At 67.5% G+C, this 17,106-nt stretch carries 17 protein-coding genes; 10 read left to right on the top strand and 7 right to left on the bottom strand.

Features of this window, described 5'->3' with window-relative positions; genetic code table 11:
- The first annotated feature begins 1 nt into the window (after position 1).
- The 4 genes from AC4D2R_RS14690 to AC4D2R_RS14675 all read left to right on the top strand — a co-directional run bounded on the left by AC4D2R_RS14690 (position 2) and on the right by AC4D2R_RS14675 (position 5,283).
- Positions 2-973 carry an ABC transporter permease gene (locus AC4D2R_RS14690; protein ID WP_490940941.1) on the top strand — a complete coding sequence of 324 codons (972 nt, stop codon included), beginning with the start codon at positions 2-4 and terminating at the stop codon, positions 971-973.
- The gene (locus AC4D2R_RS14685; RefSeq protein WP_490940872.1) at positions 970-2,685 is read left to right on the top strand and encodes an ABC transporter ATP-binding protein; all 1,716 of its coding nucleotides are present in this window, start codon (positions 970-972) and stop codon (positions 2,683-2,685) included. The genes AC4D2R_RS14690 and AC4D2R_RS14685 overlap by 4 nt, the downstream gene beginning before the upstream one ends.
- Before the next feature lie 206 nt (positions 2,686-2,891).
- Positions 2,892-4,808, top strand: coding sequence for a translational GTPase TypA (gene typA, locus AC4D2R_RS14680; protein WP_490940871.1), 1,917 nt, complete (start codon positions 2,892-2,894; stop codon positions 4,806-4,808).
- A 16-nt stretch (positions 4,809-4,824) separates the two neighbouring features.
- Positions 4,825-5,283, top strand: a complete 459-nt coding sequence (locus tag AC4D2R_RS14675; RefSeq protein WP_490940870.1) for a hypothetical protein — start codon at positions 4,825-4,827, stop codon at positions 5,281-5,283.
- Positions 5,284-5,346: 63 nt separating this feature from the next.
- Here the strand turns inward: AC4D2R_RS14675 and AC4D2R_RS14670 are convergent, their stop codons facing one another.
- Entirely contained in the window at positions 5,347-5,838 is a 492-nt protein-coding gene (locus AC4D2R_RS14670) for a helix-turn-helix domain-containing protein (RefSeq protein ID WP_490940869.1), read from the bottom strand.
- Positions 5,839-6,126: 288 nt separating this feature from the next.
- On the opposite strand from AC4D2R_RS14670, the gene AC4D2R_RS14665 reads away from it, so the two are divergent.
- Complete coding sequence (locus AC4D2R_RS14665; protein WP_490940867.1) at positions 6,127-6,933, top strand: hypothetical protein; 807 nt, start codon at positions 6,127-6,129, stop codon at positions 6,931-6,933.
- Positions 6,934-7,150: 217 nt separating this feature from the next.
- Here the strand turns inward: AC4D2R_RS14665 and AC4D2R_RS14660 are convergent, their stop codons facing one another.
- Positions 7,151-7,384, bottom strand: coding sequence for a putative acetyltransferase (locus AC4D2R_RS14660; RefSeq protein ID WP_490940865.1), 234 nt, complete (start codon positions 7,382-7,384; stop codon positions 7,151-7,153).
- 221 nt (positions 7,385-7,605) lie between these two features.
- Here AC4D2R_RS14660 and fdxA point away from each other — a divergent pair, with 221 nt between their 5' ends.
- The 3 genes from fdxA to AC4D2R_RS14645 all read left to right on the top strand — a co-directional run bounded on the left by fdxA (position 7,606) and on the right by AC4D2R_RS14645 (position 10,515).
- A complete protein-coding gene (fdxA, locus tag AC4D2R_RS14655) occupies positions 7,606-7,932 on the top strand; it encodes a ferredoxin (protein ID WP_120164998.1) in 327 nt (108 codons plus the stop codon).
- Positions 7,929-9,077 carry a succinyldiaminopimelate transaminase gene (gene dapC / locus AC4D2R_RS14650; RefSeq protein WP_490940863.1) on the top strand — a complete coding sequence of 383 codons (1,149 nt, stop codon included), beginning with the start codon at positions 7,929-7,931 and terminating at the stop codon, positions 9,075-9,077. Before fdxA ends, dapC begins: the two co-directional genes overlap by 4 nt.
- A 154-nt stretch (positions 9,078-9,231) precedes the next feature.
- Positions 9,232-10,515: a citrate synthase gene (locus AC4D2R_RS14645; protein WP_490940861.1), complete on the top strand. Its 1,284-nt coding sequence runs from the start codon at positions 9,232-9,234 to the stop codon at positions 10,513-10,515.
- Positions 10,516-10,627: 112 nt separating this feature from the next.
- Here AC4D2R_RS14645 and galE read toward each other — a convergent pair whose 3' ends face one another.
- Positions 10,628-11,647 (bottom strand): UDP-glucose 4-epimerase GalE, encoded by a 1,020-nt coding sequence (galE, locus tag AC4D2R_RS14640; RefSeq protein ID WP_490940859.1) that lies wholly within the window; start codon positions 11,645-11,647, stop codon positions 10,628-10,630.
- A gap of 129 nt (positions 11,648-11,776) precedes the next feature.
- Here galE and AC4D2R_RS14635 point away from each other — a divergent pair, with 129 nt between their 5' ends.
- Positions 11,777-12,388 (top strand): hypothetical protein, encoded by a 612-nt coding sequence (locus AC4D2R_RS14635; RefSeq protein WP_490940857.1) that lies wholly within the window; start codon positions 11,777-11,779, stop codon positions 12,386-12,388.
- 8 nt (positions 12,389-12,396) lie between these two features.
- Here AC4D2R_RS14635 and AC4D2R_RS14630 read toward each other — a convergent pair whose 3' ends face one another.
- Both AC4D2R_RS14630 and dapD read right to left on the bottom strand, forming a co-directional pair.
- Positions 12,397-13,266, bottom strand: coding sequence for a hypothetical protein (locus AC4D2R_RS14630; protein WP_490940855.1), 870 nt, complete (start codon positions 13,264-13,266; stop codon positions 12,397-12,399).
- Between the two features lie 12 nt (positions 13,267-13,278).
- On the bottom strand, positions 13,279-14,250 hold the full coding sequence (gene dapD / locus AC4D2R_RS14625; protein WP_490940853.1) for a 2,3,4,5-tetrahydropyridine-2,6-dicarboxylate N-succinyltransferase: 972 nt from the start codon (positions 14,248-14,250) through the stop codon (positions 13,279-13,281).
- A 33-nt stretch (positions 14,251-14,283) separates the two neighbouring features.
- Between dapD and dapE the strand changes: the two genes are divergently transcribed.
- On the top strand, positions 14,284-15,378 hold the full coding sequence (gene dapE, locus AC4D2R_RS14620) for a succinyl-diaminopimelate desuccinylase (protein WP_490940851.1): 1,095 nt from the start codon (positions 14,284-14,286) through the stop codon (positions 15,376-15,378).
- Between the two features lie 130 nt (positions 15,379-15,508).
- On the opposite strand, the gene AC4D2R_RS14615 is transcribed toward dapE, so the two are convergent.
- Both AC4D2R_RS14615 and AC4D2R_RS14610 read right to left on the bottom strand, forming a co-directional pair.
- Entirely contained in the window at positions 15,509-16,387 is an 879-nt protein-coding gene (locus AC4D2R_RS14615; protein WP_490940849.1) for an amino acid ABC transporter permease, read from the bottom strand.
- Positions 16,384-17,061, bottom strand: a complete 678-nt coding sequence (locus AC4D2R_RS14610) for an ABC transporter permease subunit (RefSeq protein WP_490899598.1) — start codon at positions 17,059-17,061, stop codon at positions 16,384-16,386. Before AC4D2R_RS14610 ends, AC4D2R_RS14615 begins: the two co-directional genes overlap by 4 nt.
- Positions 17,062-17,106: the final 45 nt, after the last annotated feature.

Below are 17,106 nucleotides of genomic sequence, written 5' to 3'. Positions count from 1 at the left end.
TATGAAGACGGTGGTCCGGACAAAGACCTCCGCCTACCCCATCGAGCACTTCGTGGCCGACGTTGAGGAAACTCCCGTGCGTCCGACCGACAGTGCGACGAGCGATGCCGCGCCCTCGAGCCTGTGGAGCGAGGCCTGGCGGAGCCTGCGCCGCCAGCCCCTGTTCCTGGTCAGCGCTGCGCTGATCCTGGCGGTTGTTTTCGTGGCAATCTTCCCCGGCCTGTTCACCAACGAACCGCCCAACGCAAACTGCCTGCTGGCCAACTCCGACGGCGGGCCCGCCCCGGGACACCCGCTCGGCTTCACCCAGCAGGGCTGCGACATCCTTTCGCGCGTTGTGCACGGCACCCAGTCCTCGCTGACGGTTGGACTGTTCGCAACCCTCGGCGTCCTCATCATCGGCGGGCTCTTCGGAGCCTTGGCGGGTTTCTTCGGCGGCTGGGTCGACGCGATCCTGGCCCGCATCGGCGACGTCTTCTTCGCACTGCCGCTGATCCTTGGCGCAATCGTCATCGTCCAGCTCCCGTTCTTCCAGCAGAACCGCAACGTGTGGACGCTCGTGGCGATCCTCGTCACGTTCGGCTGGCCGCAGATTGCGCGGATCACCCGTGCGGCGGTCATCGAGGTGCGCAACGCGGACTTCGTGATGGCGGCCCGTTCCCTCGGTGTCTCGCCGATCGGCGCACTGGTCAAGCACGTGATCCCCAACGCCATCGCACCGGTCATCGTCATCGCGACCATCTCGCTTGGCACGTTCATCGTGGCCGAGTCGACGCTGTCGTTCCTCGGCATCGGCCTGCCCCCGGAGGTCATGTCCTGGGGCAATGACATCTTCTCCGCGAAGTCCTCGCTGCGCAGCAACCCGATGGCGATCTTCTGGCCCGGTCTCGCACTGTCCCTCACCGTATTGAGCTTCATCATGCTGGGCGATGCCCTGCGTGACGCTCTCGATCCAAAGGCCCGCAAGCGATGAGCACCAGCATTGGAAATGAGATCCCGACCCCGGCGGCGGATCCAGCGGTCAAGCCGCTGCTTGAACTCCGCGATCTCGCCATCACCTTCACCACCTCGAACGGCGACGTCCCGGCGGTGCGCAATGCGCACCTGACTGTCATGCCGGGGGAGACGGTGGCGATCGTCGGCGAGTCCGGCTCGGGCAAGTCGACGACCGCGCTGGCCGCGATCGGGCTCCTGCCCGGCAACGGCAAGGTCTCCAACGGGACCATCCTGTTCGACGGCGAGGACATCACGCATGCCAGTGAAAAGCGCATTGTCGAACTGCGCGGCTCCTCGATCGGCATGGTTCCGCAGGACCCGATGTCGAACCTCAACCCGGTGTGGAAGATCGGCTTCCAGGTGCGCGAGACGCTGCGTGCCAACGGCCTGCCTTCGGCACCGAAGGACGTGGCCAAGGTCCTCGCCGAGGCCGGCCTGCCCGACGCGGCGTCCCGGGCCAACCAGTACCCCCACGAGTTCTCCGGGGGAATGCGGCAGCGGGCCCTGATCGCGATCGGGCTGTCCTGCAGGCCCCGCCTGCTGATCGCCGACGAGCCGACATCCGCCCTCGACGTGACGGTGCAGCGCCAGATCCTTGACCACCTGGACCGGATGACGGACGAGCTCGGCACCGCGGTGCTGCTGATCACGCACGACCTCGGCCTCGCCGCCGAGCGTGCCCACAAGGTCATCGTCATGTACAAGGGCCAGGTCGTCGAGGCCGGTCCCGCCCTCGAGCTGCTCACCAACCCCCGCCACCCCTACACGCAGAAGCTTGTGGCCTCGGCGCCCTCGATCGCGTCGCGGCGGATCGAGTCGGCCAAGAAGCTTGGCGTCGAAACGGACGACCTGCTCGCCCCGAACCCGGCGAAGGCCGACACCACGGACAAGGTGATCGAGGTCAAGGACCTGTCGAAGGTCTTCAAGATCCGCGGCAACTGGGGCAAGTCCAGCGACTTCACGGCGGTCGACAACGTTTCGTTCTCCATCGCCCGCGGCACAACCACCGCCGTCGTCGGGGAGTCGGGCTCCGGCAAGTCAACCGTTGCGCGCATGGTCCTCGGCCTCGAAACGGCGACGGAGGGGAACATCCGGTTCGACGGGGTGGACATCACCACACTGGGCCGGAAGGAACTGTTCAATTTCCGCCGCCGCGTTCAGCCCATCTTCCAGGACCCGTACGGCTCGCTCGACCCCATGTACAACATCTTCCGCACCATCGAAGAGCCCCTCCGGGTGCACGGGGTCGGCAACGGCAAGAGCCGCGAAAAGAAGGTCCGTGAACTGCTGGACCAGGTGGCGCTGCCCGCATCGATGATGCAGCGCTTCCCGAACGAACTCTCCGGAGGACAGCGCCAGCGCGTGGCCATCGCCCGGGCGCTGGCACTGGATCCGGAAGTCGTCATCTGCGACGAGGCCGTTTCGGCGCTCGACGTCCTGGTGCAGGCCCAGATCCTGAACCTGCTCGCCGACCTCCAGGCCGAACTCGGCCTGAGCTACCTGTTCATCACCCACGACCTGGCCGTCGTCCGCCAGATTGCCGACCACGTGGCCGTGATGGAAAAGGGAAAGCTCGTCGAGCAGGGCTCCACGGACGAGGTCTTCGACAACCCGCAGACCGCCTACACGCAGGCCCTGCTTGCGGCGATCCCGGGGGCGGGCCTCGTGCTTCCCCCAGAGGCCGCGTAGGTCGGCTTCGCTCTCAGCCGAAACGACGGCGGCGCTCCCTTCAATCCGGGGAACGCCGCCGTCGTTCGCCGTTTAAACCGCCCGCCGCGGGGCCGCGCGTGGAGGGCTCATTAGGTCTCGTTTTGTCAAACCCGTAGACTTGATGCAGGGCGCGCATTGCTGCCGCCGACAATTCCCCGCTTTAGATACTGAATTGAGCCTTAAGCATGTCTGAAACCACAGGCAACACCGCTGTCCGCAGCGATCTCCGCAACGTAGCCATCGTGGCCCACGTTGACCACGGAAAAACCACGCTGGTCGATGCCATGCTGAAGCAGACCAACTCCTTCGCCGCCCACGGCGACGTCGCCGACCGGGTCATGGACTCGGGCGACCTTGAGCGCGAAAAAGGCATCACCATCCTCGCGAAGAACACCACCGTGTTCTACGACGGCCCCTCGGCCAAGGGCGAGACGATCACCATCAACGTCATCGACACCCCGGGCCACGCCGACTTCGGCGGCGAGGTGGAACGCGGTCTGTCAATGGTCGACGGGGTCGTGCTTCTCGTCGACGCGTCCGAGGGCCCGCTGCCCCAGACCCGCTTCGTGCTGCGCAAGGCCCTCGCCGCGAAGCTCCCCGTGATCCTGCTCGTCAACAAGACCGACCGCCCCGACTCCCGCATCGAAGAGGTTGTCAGCGAGTCGATGGACCTGCTCCTGGGCCTGGCGTCCGACCTCGCCGACGAGGTTCCCGACCTGGACCTCGACTCGATCCTCAACGTCCCCGTCGTCTACGCCGCGGCGCGCGCCGGTGCGGCTTCGCTCGAGCAGCCCGCGGACGGCACGATTCCCTCGAACGAGAACCTGGAGCCCCTGTTCCAGACGATCATCGAGCACATCCCCGCCCCCTCGTACAACCCGGACGGCGTCCTCCAGGCGCACGTCACCAACCTTGACGCGTCGCCGTTCCTCGGCCGCCTCGCCCTGCTGCGCATCTTCAACGGAACCCTCCGCAAGGGCCAGACCGTTGCCTGGGCCCGCCAGAACGGCGAGCTGAAGAGCGTCAAGATCACCGAACTCCTGGCCACCAAGGCCCTGGACCGCGTTCCGACCGAGTCGGCAGGACCCGGCGAGATCGTGGCCGTCGCCGGCATCGAGGGCATCACCATCGGCGAGACCCTCACCGACGTCGACAACCCCCAGCCGCTGCCGCTGATCACCGTCGACGACCCCGCGATCTCCGTCACCATCGGAATCAACACCTCGCCGCTGGCCGGCAAGGTCAAGGGCGCCAAGGTCACGGCCCGCCAGGTTAAAGACCGCCTCGACAAGGAGCTCATCGGCAACGTGTCGCTGCGCGTCCTGCCCACCGCGCGTCCCGACGCCTGGGAGGTCCAGGGCCGCGGCGAGCTCGCCCTGGCCATCCTCGTTGAGCAGATGCGCCGCGAAGGCTTCGAGCTCACCGTCGGCAAGCCGCAGGTTGTCACCAAGACCATCGACGGCAAGATCCACGAGCCGATGGAGCACATGACCATCGACGTTCCCGAGGAATACCTCGGCGGCGTCACCCAGCTCATGGCCGCCCGCAAGGGACGCATGACGAACATGGCCAACCACGGCACCGGCTGGGTCCGCATGGAATTCATCGTTCCGGCCCGCGGCCTCATCGGTTTCCGCACCCGCTTCCTGACCGACACCCGCGGCGCCGGCATCGCGGCGTCGATCTCCGAGGGCTACGAGCCCTGGGCCGGCGACATCGAATACCGCACCAACGGTTCGATGATCGCCGACCGCGCCGGTGTCGTGACGCCGTTCGCGATGATCAACCTGCAGGAGCGCGGCTCGTTCTTCGTGCAGCCCACCTCCGAGGTGTACGAGGGCATGATCGTTGGCGAGAACTCCCGCGCCGACGACATGGAGGTCAACATCACCAAGGAAAAGAAGCTCACCAACATGCGTGCCGCTTCATCGGACAGCTTCGAGAACCTGACCCCTCCGCGCAACCTCACCCTTGAGGAGTCCCTCGAATTCGCCCGCGAAGACGAGTGCGTTGAGGTCACCCCGGAGTCGATCCGCATCCGCAAGGTGATCCTCGACGCCAACGAGCGCATGCGTGCCTCACGCTCGCGGGCCCGCGCCTAGGCCTGGACCGCTTCCCGTGCATTCCAACGTCGACGCCGGCCTTCCCGATCTCCGGGAGGGCCGGCGTCAGCCGGTTAACCGGGCGTCCCGGCCGCGCGCACTGGCGCTGGGTCTGGCCGGCGGGATAGTCACCGCCGTCCTCGGCACCGCGCTTCACGCCCACATCCTGCGCCTCGGCGCCGTCGACCTTCCGGCGGGTGCCCTCGCGGCGCTGCTCCTGGCCGGAAGCATCCAGGTCTGGTGCGGCCTGCGCCTGCGCAGCATTCTGGTGTCGGCCCTGAGCGGGGGCACGGCGTATGTACTCGTGGCCCTGATTTCGATGAGCCGCGAGACGCTCATCCTCACCGGCACCGACCGCGGCCCCGATCTTCCCTCGGCCGCGGCAGGCAATATCTGGATCTTCGGCCTCGCCGTGGTGACCCTGATCGGCGTCGGAGTGTGCGCCGCGCTGCTGGGTACCGGCCGGCGCCGCTGAACGCCGGCCCCCGCCGAGCCCTGGCCCGGCGGGCCGTTCCCGGCGGCGCTTCCGGCCGCGCCGCTAGTCTGCGGTGCGGTCGAGGTGGTGGGCGAGCATGATCGACGTGGCGGTGCCGTCGTCGTCGCCGCGCGCCGCATACTCCTCGAAAATCGCACGGATGCGGTCCATCATTTCCGACCGGTTTGCCTCATTGAGGCGCACCCCGAGGCGCCACACGTCGATTTCGGAGGGCGCGAGTCCCTCGATCTCCTGCAGGAACGTTTCCACAAGCACCGGGGCGGCATTGGGAAGGCTGCTGCCCCAGGACATCCCGGTGGCGCGGTAGGGGATCTCACGGGCACCGCGGTTCCCCGCGCGGGGCTCCTCGGCGCGCAGGTACCCCGCCGAGAGCAGGGTCCGAACGTGATGCAGCGCCGTCGCGGGATTGAGGGAGAGGACCTCGGCGATCTCCTTGTTCGTCCGTGCCTTGTGAAGGCAGAGACGGAGAATGCGTAGCCGGACCGGAGAGCTCAGGGCCCGGCCGCGTGCCTGGAGGTCCTCGTCGCTGTGCATAGGCACATCATACGGCAGCAGGCCTCCACGATTGGTAAAACCCAATGCCGAAATCCGGTGCAGGAATCGCCTCCTCCGGCGCCCCTGCCCACCGGTCGGCCGCTTCCGGTGGGCATGTCCGGACATGCCCACCGGAAGGTACCGTTCGGTGGGTAAACGCGCTGTTCGGGGGAGGGCGGGGCACCTGCCGGGCCGGCCTTGGGCCCGATGCTGGCCAGGTGCGCCCGGATTGTCCACACAGGGCACTTGCCAAAGTCCGCGCCTCCCGTCCGCAGCCAGAGTAGGCGGATGGACGTTGTTCAGGTTCTTGAGGGGCTTGGCGGTGTTGCGCGGCGGCATCAGCTCGCGGCTGCCGGAGTGGGCGGTTCGCAGATCGCCGCAGCACTGTCGGCTGGCAGCATGTCGAGGCCGGAACGCGGAGTTTTCGCTGTTCCCGGCGCCGATCCATCCCTCCTTGCCGCACGCTGCGCCAGGGCCGAACTGGCCTGCGTCAGCGCCGCGCAGTGGCATGGGCTCTGGGTGCTCCGGAAGCCGGCTCTGGTTCACGTTGCGGTCGATCACGGTCGTCAGCTGCCCGCTGGCCTGCTGGTGCACCGGGCACGGCGGCCGTTGACGCTTGTCGACATCTGCCTCCAGACGCTGCGGTGCCTGCCGGACCTCGACGCATTGTGCATTGTCGAGTGCGCCGTGGTGCAGCACGGAGTCAGGCTTGAGGAACTGCGCGGACGCCTTTCGGGCCGGCGTGATGGGCGGGACCGCGCAACGATCGGGCGTATCAACCCGCATTCCCAGTCGATCATCGAGACGGCCGCGCGGTTCCACATCACCAAGGCCGGTCTCAGCGTGCGGGCCCAGGTATATATCGCCGGGGTGGGCCGTCTCGACCTCTTCGTCGAGGGAGAGCTGGGCGTTGAGGTTGACGGCAGGGAGTACCACAGCGGGGCCGGTGACTTCGCCGAGGACCGCCGCCGGTGGAACCTGCTGACCGTGGCCGGCGTCCGGGTCCTGCGCGTCACCTATGCCATGGTGGTTCACCGGCCGGAGCTGTTTCTGACCCTGGTTCGGCAGGCGCTGGCGGGAATTCCGGCCCGCTGACTCCGGCGGACCCACCCCTCGACGTCCTCGGCGCCGCCCGGGGGTGTCCGAAGCCCGGTGACCGTTCCCGCGGAGTACTGCTGCCCACCGATGGCCCGTTCCGGGTGGGCATGTCCGGATATGCCCACCGATCGGGTTCGACCAGCGGGCAGGCTTGAAGTTGGCGGGCAGGGCTGGGCATGGCAGGCCCTGCGGGGGACGGGGCTGTGAAGGGGAGCTAGGAGGACCGCCGGGGCGCGCGCCGCGGGGGAGCGGGCGGAACTGGCTTGGCGGCGATGACATCCGCCAGCGGCACGACGTCGTCTCCCCGGCGGGTGCGGACAGTGCACGAAGCATCGTCAACCGCCATCAGATCCCCGAGCGCGTCGGTCAGTCCGCCCTCCACCCGGTAACGCACAACCACCCGGGTTCCCGCCGGAAGTGAGCGCAGGAGTACGGCGGGGTCGGTCATCTTCCCAGCGTAGCCGCGGGCGGAAGCACCCGCGGCCGCGTGGTCCGCACCGGCTGGCAGCGCGAGCCGGAAGCCCCGCATCCCGAGATCGTGTACCCCGACCCGGGAGCCCGTGGGCACGGGGCCGGGGGAGCAGTGCCGCCGCCGTCCCGGAACTGGGTAAGCTGGTAGGGCACCCGAGAGTGCCCGAAGCTCAACCGTCTCAAGGAAAGGCGTGGGAAGTGACCTACGTAATCGCACAGCCGTGCGTGGATGTTAAGGACAAGGCCTGCATTGAAGAATGCCCTGTTGACTGCATCTACGAAGGTGAACGGTCGCTTTACATCCACCCCGACGAATGCGTTGACTGCGGTGCGTGCGAGCCGGTGTGCCCCGTCGAGGCGATCTACTATGAGGACGACACCCCCGAGCAGTGGGCCGAGTACTACAAGGCCAACGTCGAGTTCTTCGACGACCTCGGCTCGCCGGGAGGCGCCGCCAAGGTCGGCAACACGGGCAAGGACCACCCCATCATTGCCGCGCTCCCTCCGCAAAACCAGCCCGCATGAACCCGGAGGGGCGTCCTTTCGGCCTGAGCCTGCCGGATTACCCGTGGGATGCGCTGGCTCCCTATCTTGAACGGGCATCCAAGCATCCGGGCGGGATCGTCAACCTGTCCATCGGAACGCCGGTCGACCCCACCCCGGAACTCATCCGCCAGGCGCTGACCCGCGCCGCCGACGCTCCCGGCTATCCCACGACGCACGGCACCGCTGCCCTGCGCGAAGCGATCAGCGACTGGTTCGCCAGGCGTCGGGGCGTGCCGGGCCTCGACCCGGCCAACATCATGCCCACCGTGGGTTCGAAGGAACTCGTCGCGTGGCTTCCGACGCTGCTCGGGCTCGGCCCGGGCGACATCGTCGTGCGCCCCCGGGTCGCGTACCCCACCTACGACGTCGGCGCCCTCCTGACGGGTGCGACACCGGTCGCCGCAGACTCCCTCGCCGAACTGACCGAGCAGGACCGCGCACGGGTCCGGCTCGTGTGGGTTAACAGCCCGGCCAACCCCACGGGCTCGGTGCTGCCGGCGGAGGCGCTGCGGGCGATCGTGGACGACGCGAGGTCGCTCGGGGCGGTTGTCGCCTCGGACGAATGCTACGCGGAGCTGGGCTGGGGCCGGTGGGACAGCTCGCAGGGCGGCGACCCGGTGCCGAGCGTGCTCGACCCGCGCGTTTCCGGCGGGAACAACGACCTGCTGCTCGCCGTGTACTCGCTGAGCAAACAATCGAACCTAGCCGGCTACCGGGCGGCCTTCGTAGCCGGAGACGGCGCGATTGTGGCGAATCTCATCAATTCCCGCAAGCACGCCGGAATGATCGTTCCATTTCCCGTGCAGGAAGCGATGCGGGCTGCGCTCGCCGACGACGCCCATGTGCAGGCGCAGAAGGACCGGTACCGGTCCCGCCGCTCCAAGCTCCTCCCCGCACTTGAATCCTTCGGGCTCACTGTTTCCGACTCAGAAGCCGGGCTCTACCTCTGGGCGAGCGACGGTTCGGCCACCTGGGACACCATGGGCCGGTTCGCCGATCTGGGGATCGTTGTCGGACCGGGGACCTTCTACGGCGAGGCGGGAAATGGATTTGTGCGGGTGGCGCTAACCGGCAGCGACGAGCGCGTCGACGCCGCCGCGTCAAGGCTTCAGGGCGGCCGCTGAGCGAAGGGGCTTGTTGCTTTTCAACAACGAACCCCCGCAGGATTAGTGTTCACGGATAACTTGGCGGTAGCGTTTCAGCTGAATATGCCAACGTCGCGCGGACCGTGTCCTCCATCGTTGCGATGAATTCACTCCAGCTCCTGAAGGAGAGTCAATGACTGAGCAGAACGGTGCCTCGCTGCACTTCAACGGCGGCGAACTCAGCCTGCCCACTTTGGCCGCGGCTGAAGGCAACAACGGCTTCGACATTTCGAAGCTCCTGAAGCAGACCGGGAACGTCACCTTCGACCCGGGCTTCATGAACACGGCCGCGACGACCTCGGCAATCACCTACATCGACGGCGACGCGGGCATCCTGCGCTACCGCGGGTACCCCATCGAGCAGCTCGCCGAGAACTCGAGCTTCCTCGAGGTGTCCTACCTCCTGATCTACGGCAACCTGCCGACGCCGGAGGAGCTTTCGACCTTCGACGGCCGCATCCGCCGCCACACCCTGCTCCACGAAGAGCTCAAGGGCTTCTTCGGCGGATTCCCCCGTGACGCCCACCCGATGCCGGTTCTTTCCTCGGCCGTATCCGCTCTTTCGACCTTCTACCAGGACTCCCTGGACCCGTTCGACGACGAGCAGGTGGAACTCTCCACGTTCCGCCTCATGGCCAAGCTGCCGGTCATCGCCGCCTACGCCCACAAGAAGTCGATCGGGCAGCCCATGCTGTACCCGGACAACTCGATGAACCTCGTCGAGAACTTCCTGAGGCTCTCCTTCGGCCTTCCCGCCGAGCCGTACGACCTCGACCCCATGGTGGTCAAGGCCCTCGACCTCCTCCTGATCCTTCACGCCGACCACGAGCAGAACTGCTCGACGTCGACGGTGCGCCTCGTCGGAAGCTCCCACGCGAACATGTTCGCGTCGGTCTCGGCAGGCATCAACGCCCTGTTCGGTCCGCTGCACGGCGGCGCGAACGAAGCGGTGCTGAACATGCTCCGCGACATCAAGGCCAAGGGCATGCAGCCCGAGGACTTCATGGAGAAGGTCAAGAATAAGGAAGACGGCGTGAAGCTCATGGGCTTCGGTCACCGCGTCTACAAGAACTACGATCCGCGCGCGAAGATCGTCAAGGCCACGGCCCATGACATCCTCACGAAACTCGGCGGCAACGACGAGCTGCTCGACATCGCGATGCGCCTCGAAGAGAAGGCCCTTGCCGATGATTACTTCATCGAACGCAAGCTGTACCCGAACGTGGACTTCTACACCGGCCTGATCTACAAGGCGATGGGCTTCCCCGAGAAGATGTTCACCGTGCTCTTCGCGATCGGACGACTCCCGGGCTGGATCGCCCAGTGGCGCGAGATGATGCAGGATCCGCAGACGAAGATCGGCCGGCCCCGCCAGCTCTACACAGGCTCGCTCGAGCGCAACTACCCGGCCAGGTAGGGCGGCGCATTGACGGTGCTCCGGCCAACCGAGGCTCAGTAGCACGGCAAACGGCGGCGGCCGCTCTCCTCGGAGAGCGGCCGCCGCCGTCGCTTAATCCCGGACCGCCGGGCTACTCGCCGGTGGCGTAGCCCTGGGGGTTGTTCTTCTGCCAGCGCCAGTGATCTTCGCACATCTGGTCGAGGGTGCGCACCGCGGACCAGCCAAGGTCGGCCAGGGCCGAGGAGGGGTCGGCGTAGCTCACCGCTGCGTCTCCGGGCCGGCGGGGAGCGAACTCGTAGGGAATCTGGTGCCCGGCCGCCTTGGAGAACGCGGCAAGGACCTCAAGGACCGATGAGCCGTTGCCGGTGCCAAGGTTCCACCGGTGCACCCCGGTGTGCTTGGTGAGGTAGTTCAGGGCGGCAAGGTGCCCTGCTGCGAGGTCGACGACGTGGATGTAGTCGCGCACGCCGGTTCCATCGGGGGTGGGGTAGTCGTTTCCGAAAACCATCACCTTCTCCCGTCTGCCCACCGCAACCTGGGCGACGAAGGGCAGGAGGTTGTTCGGAACGCCCGTCGGGTCTTCACCGATCCGTCCTGACTCGTGGGCGCCCACCGGGTTGAAGTACCGCAGGAGGGCGATGTTCCACCGGCCGTCGGCGGCACCGAGGTCCGTGAGGATGTCTTCGATCTGTTCCTTGGTCCGGCCGTAGGGGTTGACCGCGTCGAGGGGCATTTTCTCCGTCAGGGGAACCTCCTCGGATGCGCCGTACACCGTGGCCGAGGAGCTGAACACGAGCGTGCGCACGTCGTGGGCGTCCATGGCGCGCAGGAGGTTCAGGGTGCCGCTGACGTTGTTGTGGTAGTACCTCAGCGGCTGTGCCACCGATTCGCCGACGGCCTTGAGCCCGGCAAAGTGGATGACTGCTTCAATGTCCTCCGTGTCGAAGGCTCCATTGAGCCCCTGCTCATCAAGCAGGTCGACCCGGTGGAACCGCAGCTTGCGTCCCGCCAGTTCCTGGACCCGCGTCAGCGCGGTCTCCGTGGAATTTGCAAGATTGTCGACAACGATGACGTCGTGCCCGGCCTCAAGGAGCGCCAGCGCGGTGTGCGAGCCGATGTAGCCGCTTCCTCCGGTAACAAGAATTCTCATGATTGCCATTCTAGTTTGCCGCGGCGGCCGTCCCGGCACCGAGGCGGAGGGCCTCCCGGACTGGGCTCTGGAGCGGCCGGGACCCTAGGTCTATCCTTGGGAGCAGTACCTTCGTGCCTAAGGAGGCCCATGACGCATCAGCCGTCCCTTCCCGGCGGACGCTTCAGCGTCGACACCTCGGAGGTACTTCTCGTTGCCCTCTATCTGCGCGACCGTGTCGGCCTTCACGGCATCGGCGAACCTGCGATGCCACCGGTGCGCCCGGAGGTGCGGAGCGTCGATCCCACGCAGCTGATCGACGACGTGGGCGGCCATGAAACCCTGCGCGTCGAATGGGAGGCATGGTGGCACCTGCTGGTTTCCGGGAAGCTGTCCGATGCGGTCCTCCCGTCGCCTCCCGACTTCACCGAGCTCAACGGCTCTCCGGCCCTGCAGCGGGTGGCCCGAGCCCACTTCGGTACCGCGATCGAATGGGCGGAGGAGCGGTGCGCCGAGTATGCGATCCATTCCGGGGTGCGCGGCGGAAAACTCGAAGGAACCCTGACCCGGCTCCTTGAGGAGCGCGAACTCGAACTGGGACGGCGGGCGCGGCGGTTCACGCTCGATGTTGTCGAGCTGCCCCTCGGGGCCCGCCGGGCGTGGTGGGTGGAGCCCGAGCGGCTCCTGATGTGCCAGGACCTTGCCGACGATGAGGCCGCGCTGCGCAGTTATGTCGAACCGGTTGTGAGGATGCTCGCCTGATCGGGTGGTTATGCGGGTTCTCCGGCGACCGTGATGGTCAGCCGGTCCGCGGTGGTCGCAAAGGTCTGCCAGGTTCCTTCAGAGCGCTGCCACCGCTGCCCGCCGAACGACACGGCGGTGATGGACAGCCGCTCGGCGTTGCCGACCGCCCAGTGCGCGGCCGCCCACCCGGCCGCCTCCGCGGCGTCGACCGTGAACACCTCGCCTTCGGCCGACCCGCCGAGGGAGCCGAACGCGGCCTCGGCGGCTGCGGCGACCTCGACGGCGCTGCCCGCTGTCGAGGGCTCGCGCAGCACGCAGGTCAGGGCCGCAGGGGACTGTCCGGTGAGCGCCGACGCGAAGGCGCGGCCCTCGGGTTCATGGTCGGCATAGGCTTCGGGGTAGGCGCTTCGCTGGACGCTTTGCGCCGCCTCGGTGATGGGCAGCGATTCGTAGCCCGGTATCCGCACGAGTGCGTCGTAGAAGGCTCCGGCGGCGTACCCGGGGTCGAGAATCTGCTCCTCGGTGCCCCAGCCCTGCGAGGGCCGCTGCTGGAACAACCCCCGTGAATCGGGGCCGGCGTCGTCGCCGTAGTCAAGGTTCCGAAGCCCTGATTCCTGGATCGCCGTGGCAATCGCAATCGACGCGGCCCGCGCGGGAAGCCCGCGCGCCACTGCCACTCCCGCGATCAGGGCGGCGTTCTGCGTCTGCGGCGGAGTGAGCTCGTGCTGGACGCCGCCGACCTCGGCGGTGCAGCGCTCCCGGACCAGGATCTCCGAGTCGTTGAACTGGGCAACTGCAAGGCATGCCCCAGCCGCCGCGAGGGCAACCAGTGCCGCCGGAACCGCGATCCTCAGGGCGCGGCGCGGGGCCGGTGGCCGTGCGTATCCGCTCGTCACAGGAAGGCGTGCTCAGTTCGCATGGAGCGCGGCGTTCAGTGTGATCCCGGTTCCCGTCCTGGGCCGGGCCTCGACCACCCCTGTTGTCGAGTTGCGCAGGTAGAGGATTCCGGACTGCCCGGACAGCTCGGCGGCCTTGGTCACGCTGCCGTCGGGCAGGGTGACCTTTGTGCCGGCGGTGATGTAGAGCCCGGCTTCGACGACGCAGTCATCGCCGAGGGAGATGCCCACACCGGACTGCGCTCCGAGCAGGCAGCGCTCTCCGATCGTGATCTTCTGGGTTCCGCCCCCGGACAGGGTGCCCATGATCGAGGCGCCGCCGCCGACGTCGGACCCGTTGCCGACGACCACGCCCGCGGAGATCCGGCCTTCGACCATCGACTGGCCGAGGGTGCCGGCGTTGAAGTTGACGAAGCCCTCGTGCATCACCGTCGTGCCTTCAGCGAGGTGGGCGCCTAGCCGCACCCGGTCGGCGTCGGCGATGCGGACGCCGGAGGGGAGCACGTAGTCGACCATGCGCGGGAACTTGTCAATGGCGAAAACGGTCACCGGACCGCGGGCCCGCAGCGCGAGGCGTACTTCATCGAAGCCCGCGGCCGCGCACGGCCCATGGTTGGTCCACACGACGTTGGCGAGCATGCCGAAGATGCCGTCGAGGTTGATGCTGTTCGGTGCGACGAGCCGGTGCGACAGCAGATGCAGCCGGAGGTAGGCGTCGGCTGTGCCGCTCGGCGGCTCGTCGAGGCGGATCGACGTCGAAACCACTCCGGCCGAGGTGCGCCGCAGGGGGTCGGCGCCCTCCGCGGCGAGGCCTTCGAGCCGGGCACGGAGTTCCTCCGAGGCGGCCGGCGCGCCACCCAAGCCGGGCGCGGGGTACCAGACATCGAGGACGGCGCCATCCTCGGCGATTGTCGCAAGACCCAGCCCGTAGGCCGTCCGCGATCCTGCATCAGTTCCGGAAAGATCAACTGCGCTCTGCGTCATGGCCCCCAGTCTACCGAGGGATAGGGTTGGAAAATGACCCAGCCCAGCCTGAAACTCCTCGATCCGACAACCGACGTCGCCCTGCTCACGGCCGACCTGGTGAACATTCCCAGCGTGTCGGGCAATGAAAACGCACTGGCCGACGCCATCGAAAGCGCGCTGCGTGCGCTGCCCCACCTCGAGGTGCTCCGGGACGGCGACGCGATCATCGCCCGCACCTCGCTGGGCCGCGGCCAGCGCGTCATCCTCGCGGGCCACCTCGACACGGTGCCCCTGCCCGGGGCCGCCGGCGCACGCGGCACGGTGCCCGGGGTCTGGGACGGCGACGTGCTCTACGGCCGGGGAACAACGGACATGAAGGGGGGAGTGGCGGTGCAGCTCGCCCTTGCCGCGACCCTCGCCGACCCGCAGCGCGATGTAACCTACGTGTTCTATGACAACGAGGAGGTCGAGGCGTCACTGAGCGGGCTGGGGCGGCTGGTACGGAACCACCCGGCGTGGCTGGAGGGCGACTTCGCCGTCCTGCTCGAGCCGACGGCGGGCACGGTCGAGGGGGGCTGCAACGGCACCGCCCGCTTCGAGGTCACGCTCACCGGAAGGGCAGCGCATTCGGCGCGCGCCTGGATGGGGGAGAACGCCATCCACGCCGCCGCCGAAGTCCTGGCCCGGCTCCGTGACCACGTCCCGGCCACCGTTGCGGTCGACGGCCTTGACTACCGGGAGAGCCTCAACGCGGTGATGATCCACGGAGGAACCGCCGGCAACGTGATCCCGGACCGCACCGTTGTGGAAGTGAACTACCGGTTCGCGCCGGACAAAAGCCCCGACGAGGCCGAACAGTACGTCCGCCGGCTGCTCGAGGGCTTCGAGGTGGAACGCACTGACGCCGCGGCGGGAGCGCGCCCCGGCCTGCAGCACCCTGCGGCGGCGGACTTCGTGGCCGCGGTCGGGGCGGTTCCGCAGCCGAAGTACGGCTGGACGGACGTGGCCCGCTTCAGCGAACTCGGGATTCCCGCCGTGAACTTCGGGCCGGGGGATGCGCTTCTTGCCCACTCCGACAACGAGCACGTCCACGCCGACGAGGTGAGGCAGTGCCTCACGGCGCTGCGGACCTGGTTGTCGGCCTAGCCCGGATCTCCGCGGTGCCGGCGGGGATTCCCGCGGCACGGCAACAGCAGCAGAACGAAGGCAGGGCACGCGCCGCGGCGCGTGCCCTGCCTTCACTGTTTGTGCCGTGGACCCCGGACGGGGGCGGGTGCTAGGCCGCCGTCACCCCTTCGGGCTCGGCCTTCACGACTCCGTCCTGTTTGTCATTGGCCACCTTCGCCTTGGTGCGGAAGCTCAGCAGGCCCGAAAGCCGGGTTGCCAGCGCCGAGAGGGCGAAGTTGATGACGATGAAGATCAGGGCGGCAATGAGCAGGGACTGGAGCAGGTTGCCCTCGCCCACCCCGAGCCGGCGTGCGTTCTGCAGCAGCTCCGGGAAGCCGATGATGTAGCCCAGGGCCGAATCCTTGAGGATCACGACGAACTGGCTGACCAGGGCCGGCAGCATCGCGATCAGCGCCTGCGGCACCTCGATGCTGCGCAGCGAGCGCATTGGGGTCATGCCGATGGCAAGGCCGGCCTCGCGCTGGCCTTTGGGCAGGCCGTGGACGCCGGAGCGGATGAGCTCGGCGATCACCGAGCCGTTGTAGAGCGTCAGTGCCACGACGACGGCCACGAAGGGGGCATCGTCGACAAGGTTCGAACGCCCCAGCGCCAGCCAAAGGAAGATCATCATGAGCAGCACCGGAACCGCCCGGAGGAACTCGACGACTATCCCTGCAACCCAGCGCACCGGAGCCAGCGGGGCGAGCCGTCCAAGCCCGAAGACCAGACCGAACACGATGGAGGTGACCACCGCGACGGCGGCCGCCTTCAGGGTGCTGAGCAGGCCCGGAAGGATGAAGTACTGCCAGGTGCGGCCCTCGAGGAAGGGCGTCCATTTGGCGGGCTCCAGCTGCCCCTTTCCGGCCAGCAGGAAGATGATGTAGGCCACGAGGCCGGCGACCAGGAGGGCGCCGATCAGGTTTCCCACGAGGATGGTGCGCCGTGCCTTGGGCCCCGGCGCGTCGAACAGGACGCTTTGGGCGCTCATCGAGCCACCGCCAATCTCCTGGACGCCCAGGTGGTGAGGAGGCCGACAGGGATCACGATGATCACGAAGCCCAGGGCGAACGTGAAGAAGATCGGGATCACGAGGTCGGCGCGGAACTCGATCATGGTCTTCATCAGGCTTGACGCCTCAGCGGCAACGGACCCGGCCGCCGCAACGGTCGAGTTCTTGATCAGCGCGATCAGCACGTTGCCCAGCGGGGCGATCGCTCCGCGGAAGGCCTGCGGCAGGATGATCAGGCGGGCGGCGGGAAGGAAACTCAGCCCGATCGCACGCGCTGCCTCGGCCTGGCCGAGGGGAACCGTGTTGACGCCGCTGCGGATCGCTTCGCAGACGAACGCCGCGTGGTAGAGCGACAGGCCGAGCACGGCGAGGCGGAAGAAGTTGAGGTCAAAGTCCTGGGTGAGCACCACCTGCAACTGGCCGTACAGGCCCAGCACGCCGAACGCGATGATGATGGTCAGCGGCGTGTTGCGGAAGATGTTCACATAGGCGGCGCCCAGCCACTGCAGGCTCGGGATGGGTGAGATGCGCATCAGCGCGAGCAGCGTGCCGAGCAGCAGGGACCACAGCGCGGCCCAGAACGTCAGCTGGATATTGACCCAGAACGCGGCCGGGACGTCGTACGTCTGAAAGAGCGACAGGAAATTATCCAAGGTTCACCTCTTTGTTGGTGTTGAACATGCGATGGTGGGGCTGCC

The organism is Arthrobacter sp. TJ-217 (genome assembly GCF_058269255.1).
Note: the sequence above shows the minus strand (reverse complement) of the source record. Positions and strands in the feature narration are given on the sequence as shown.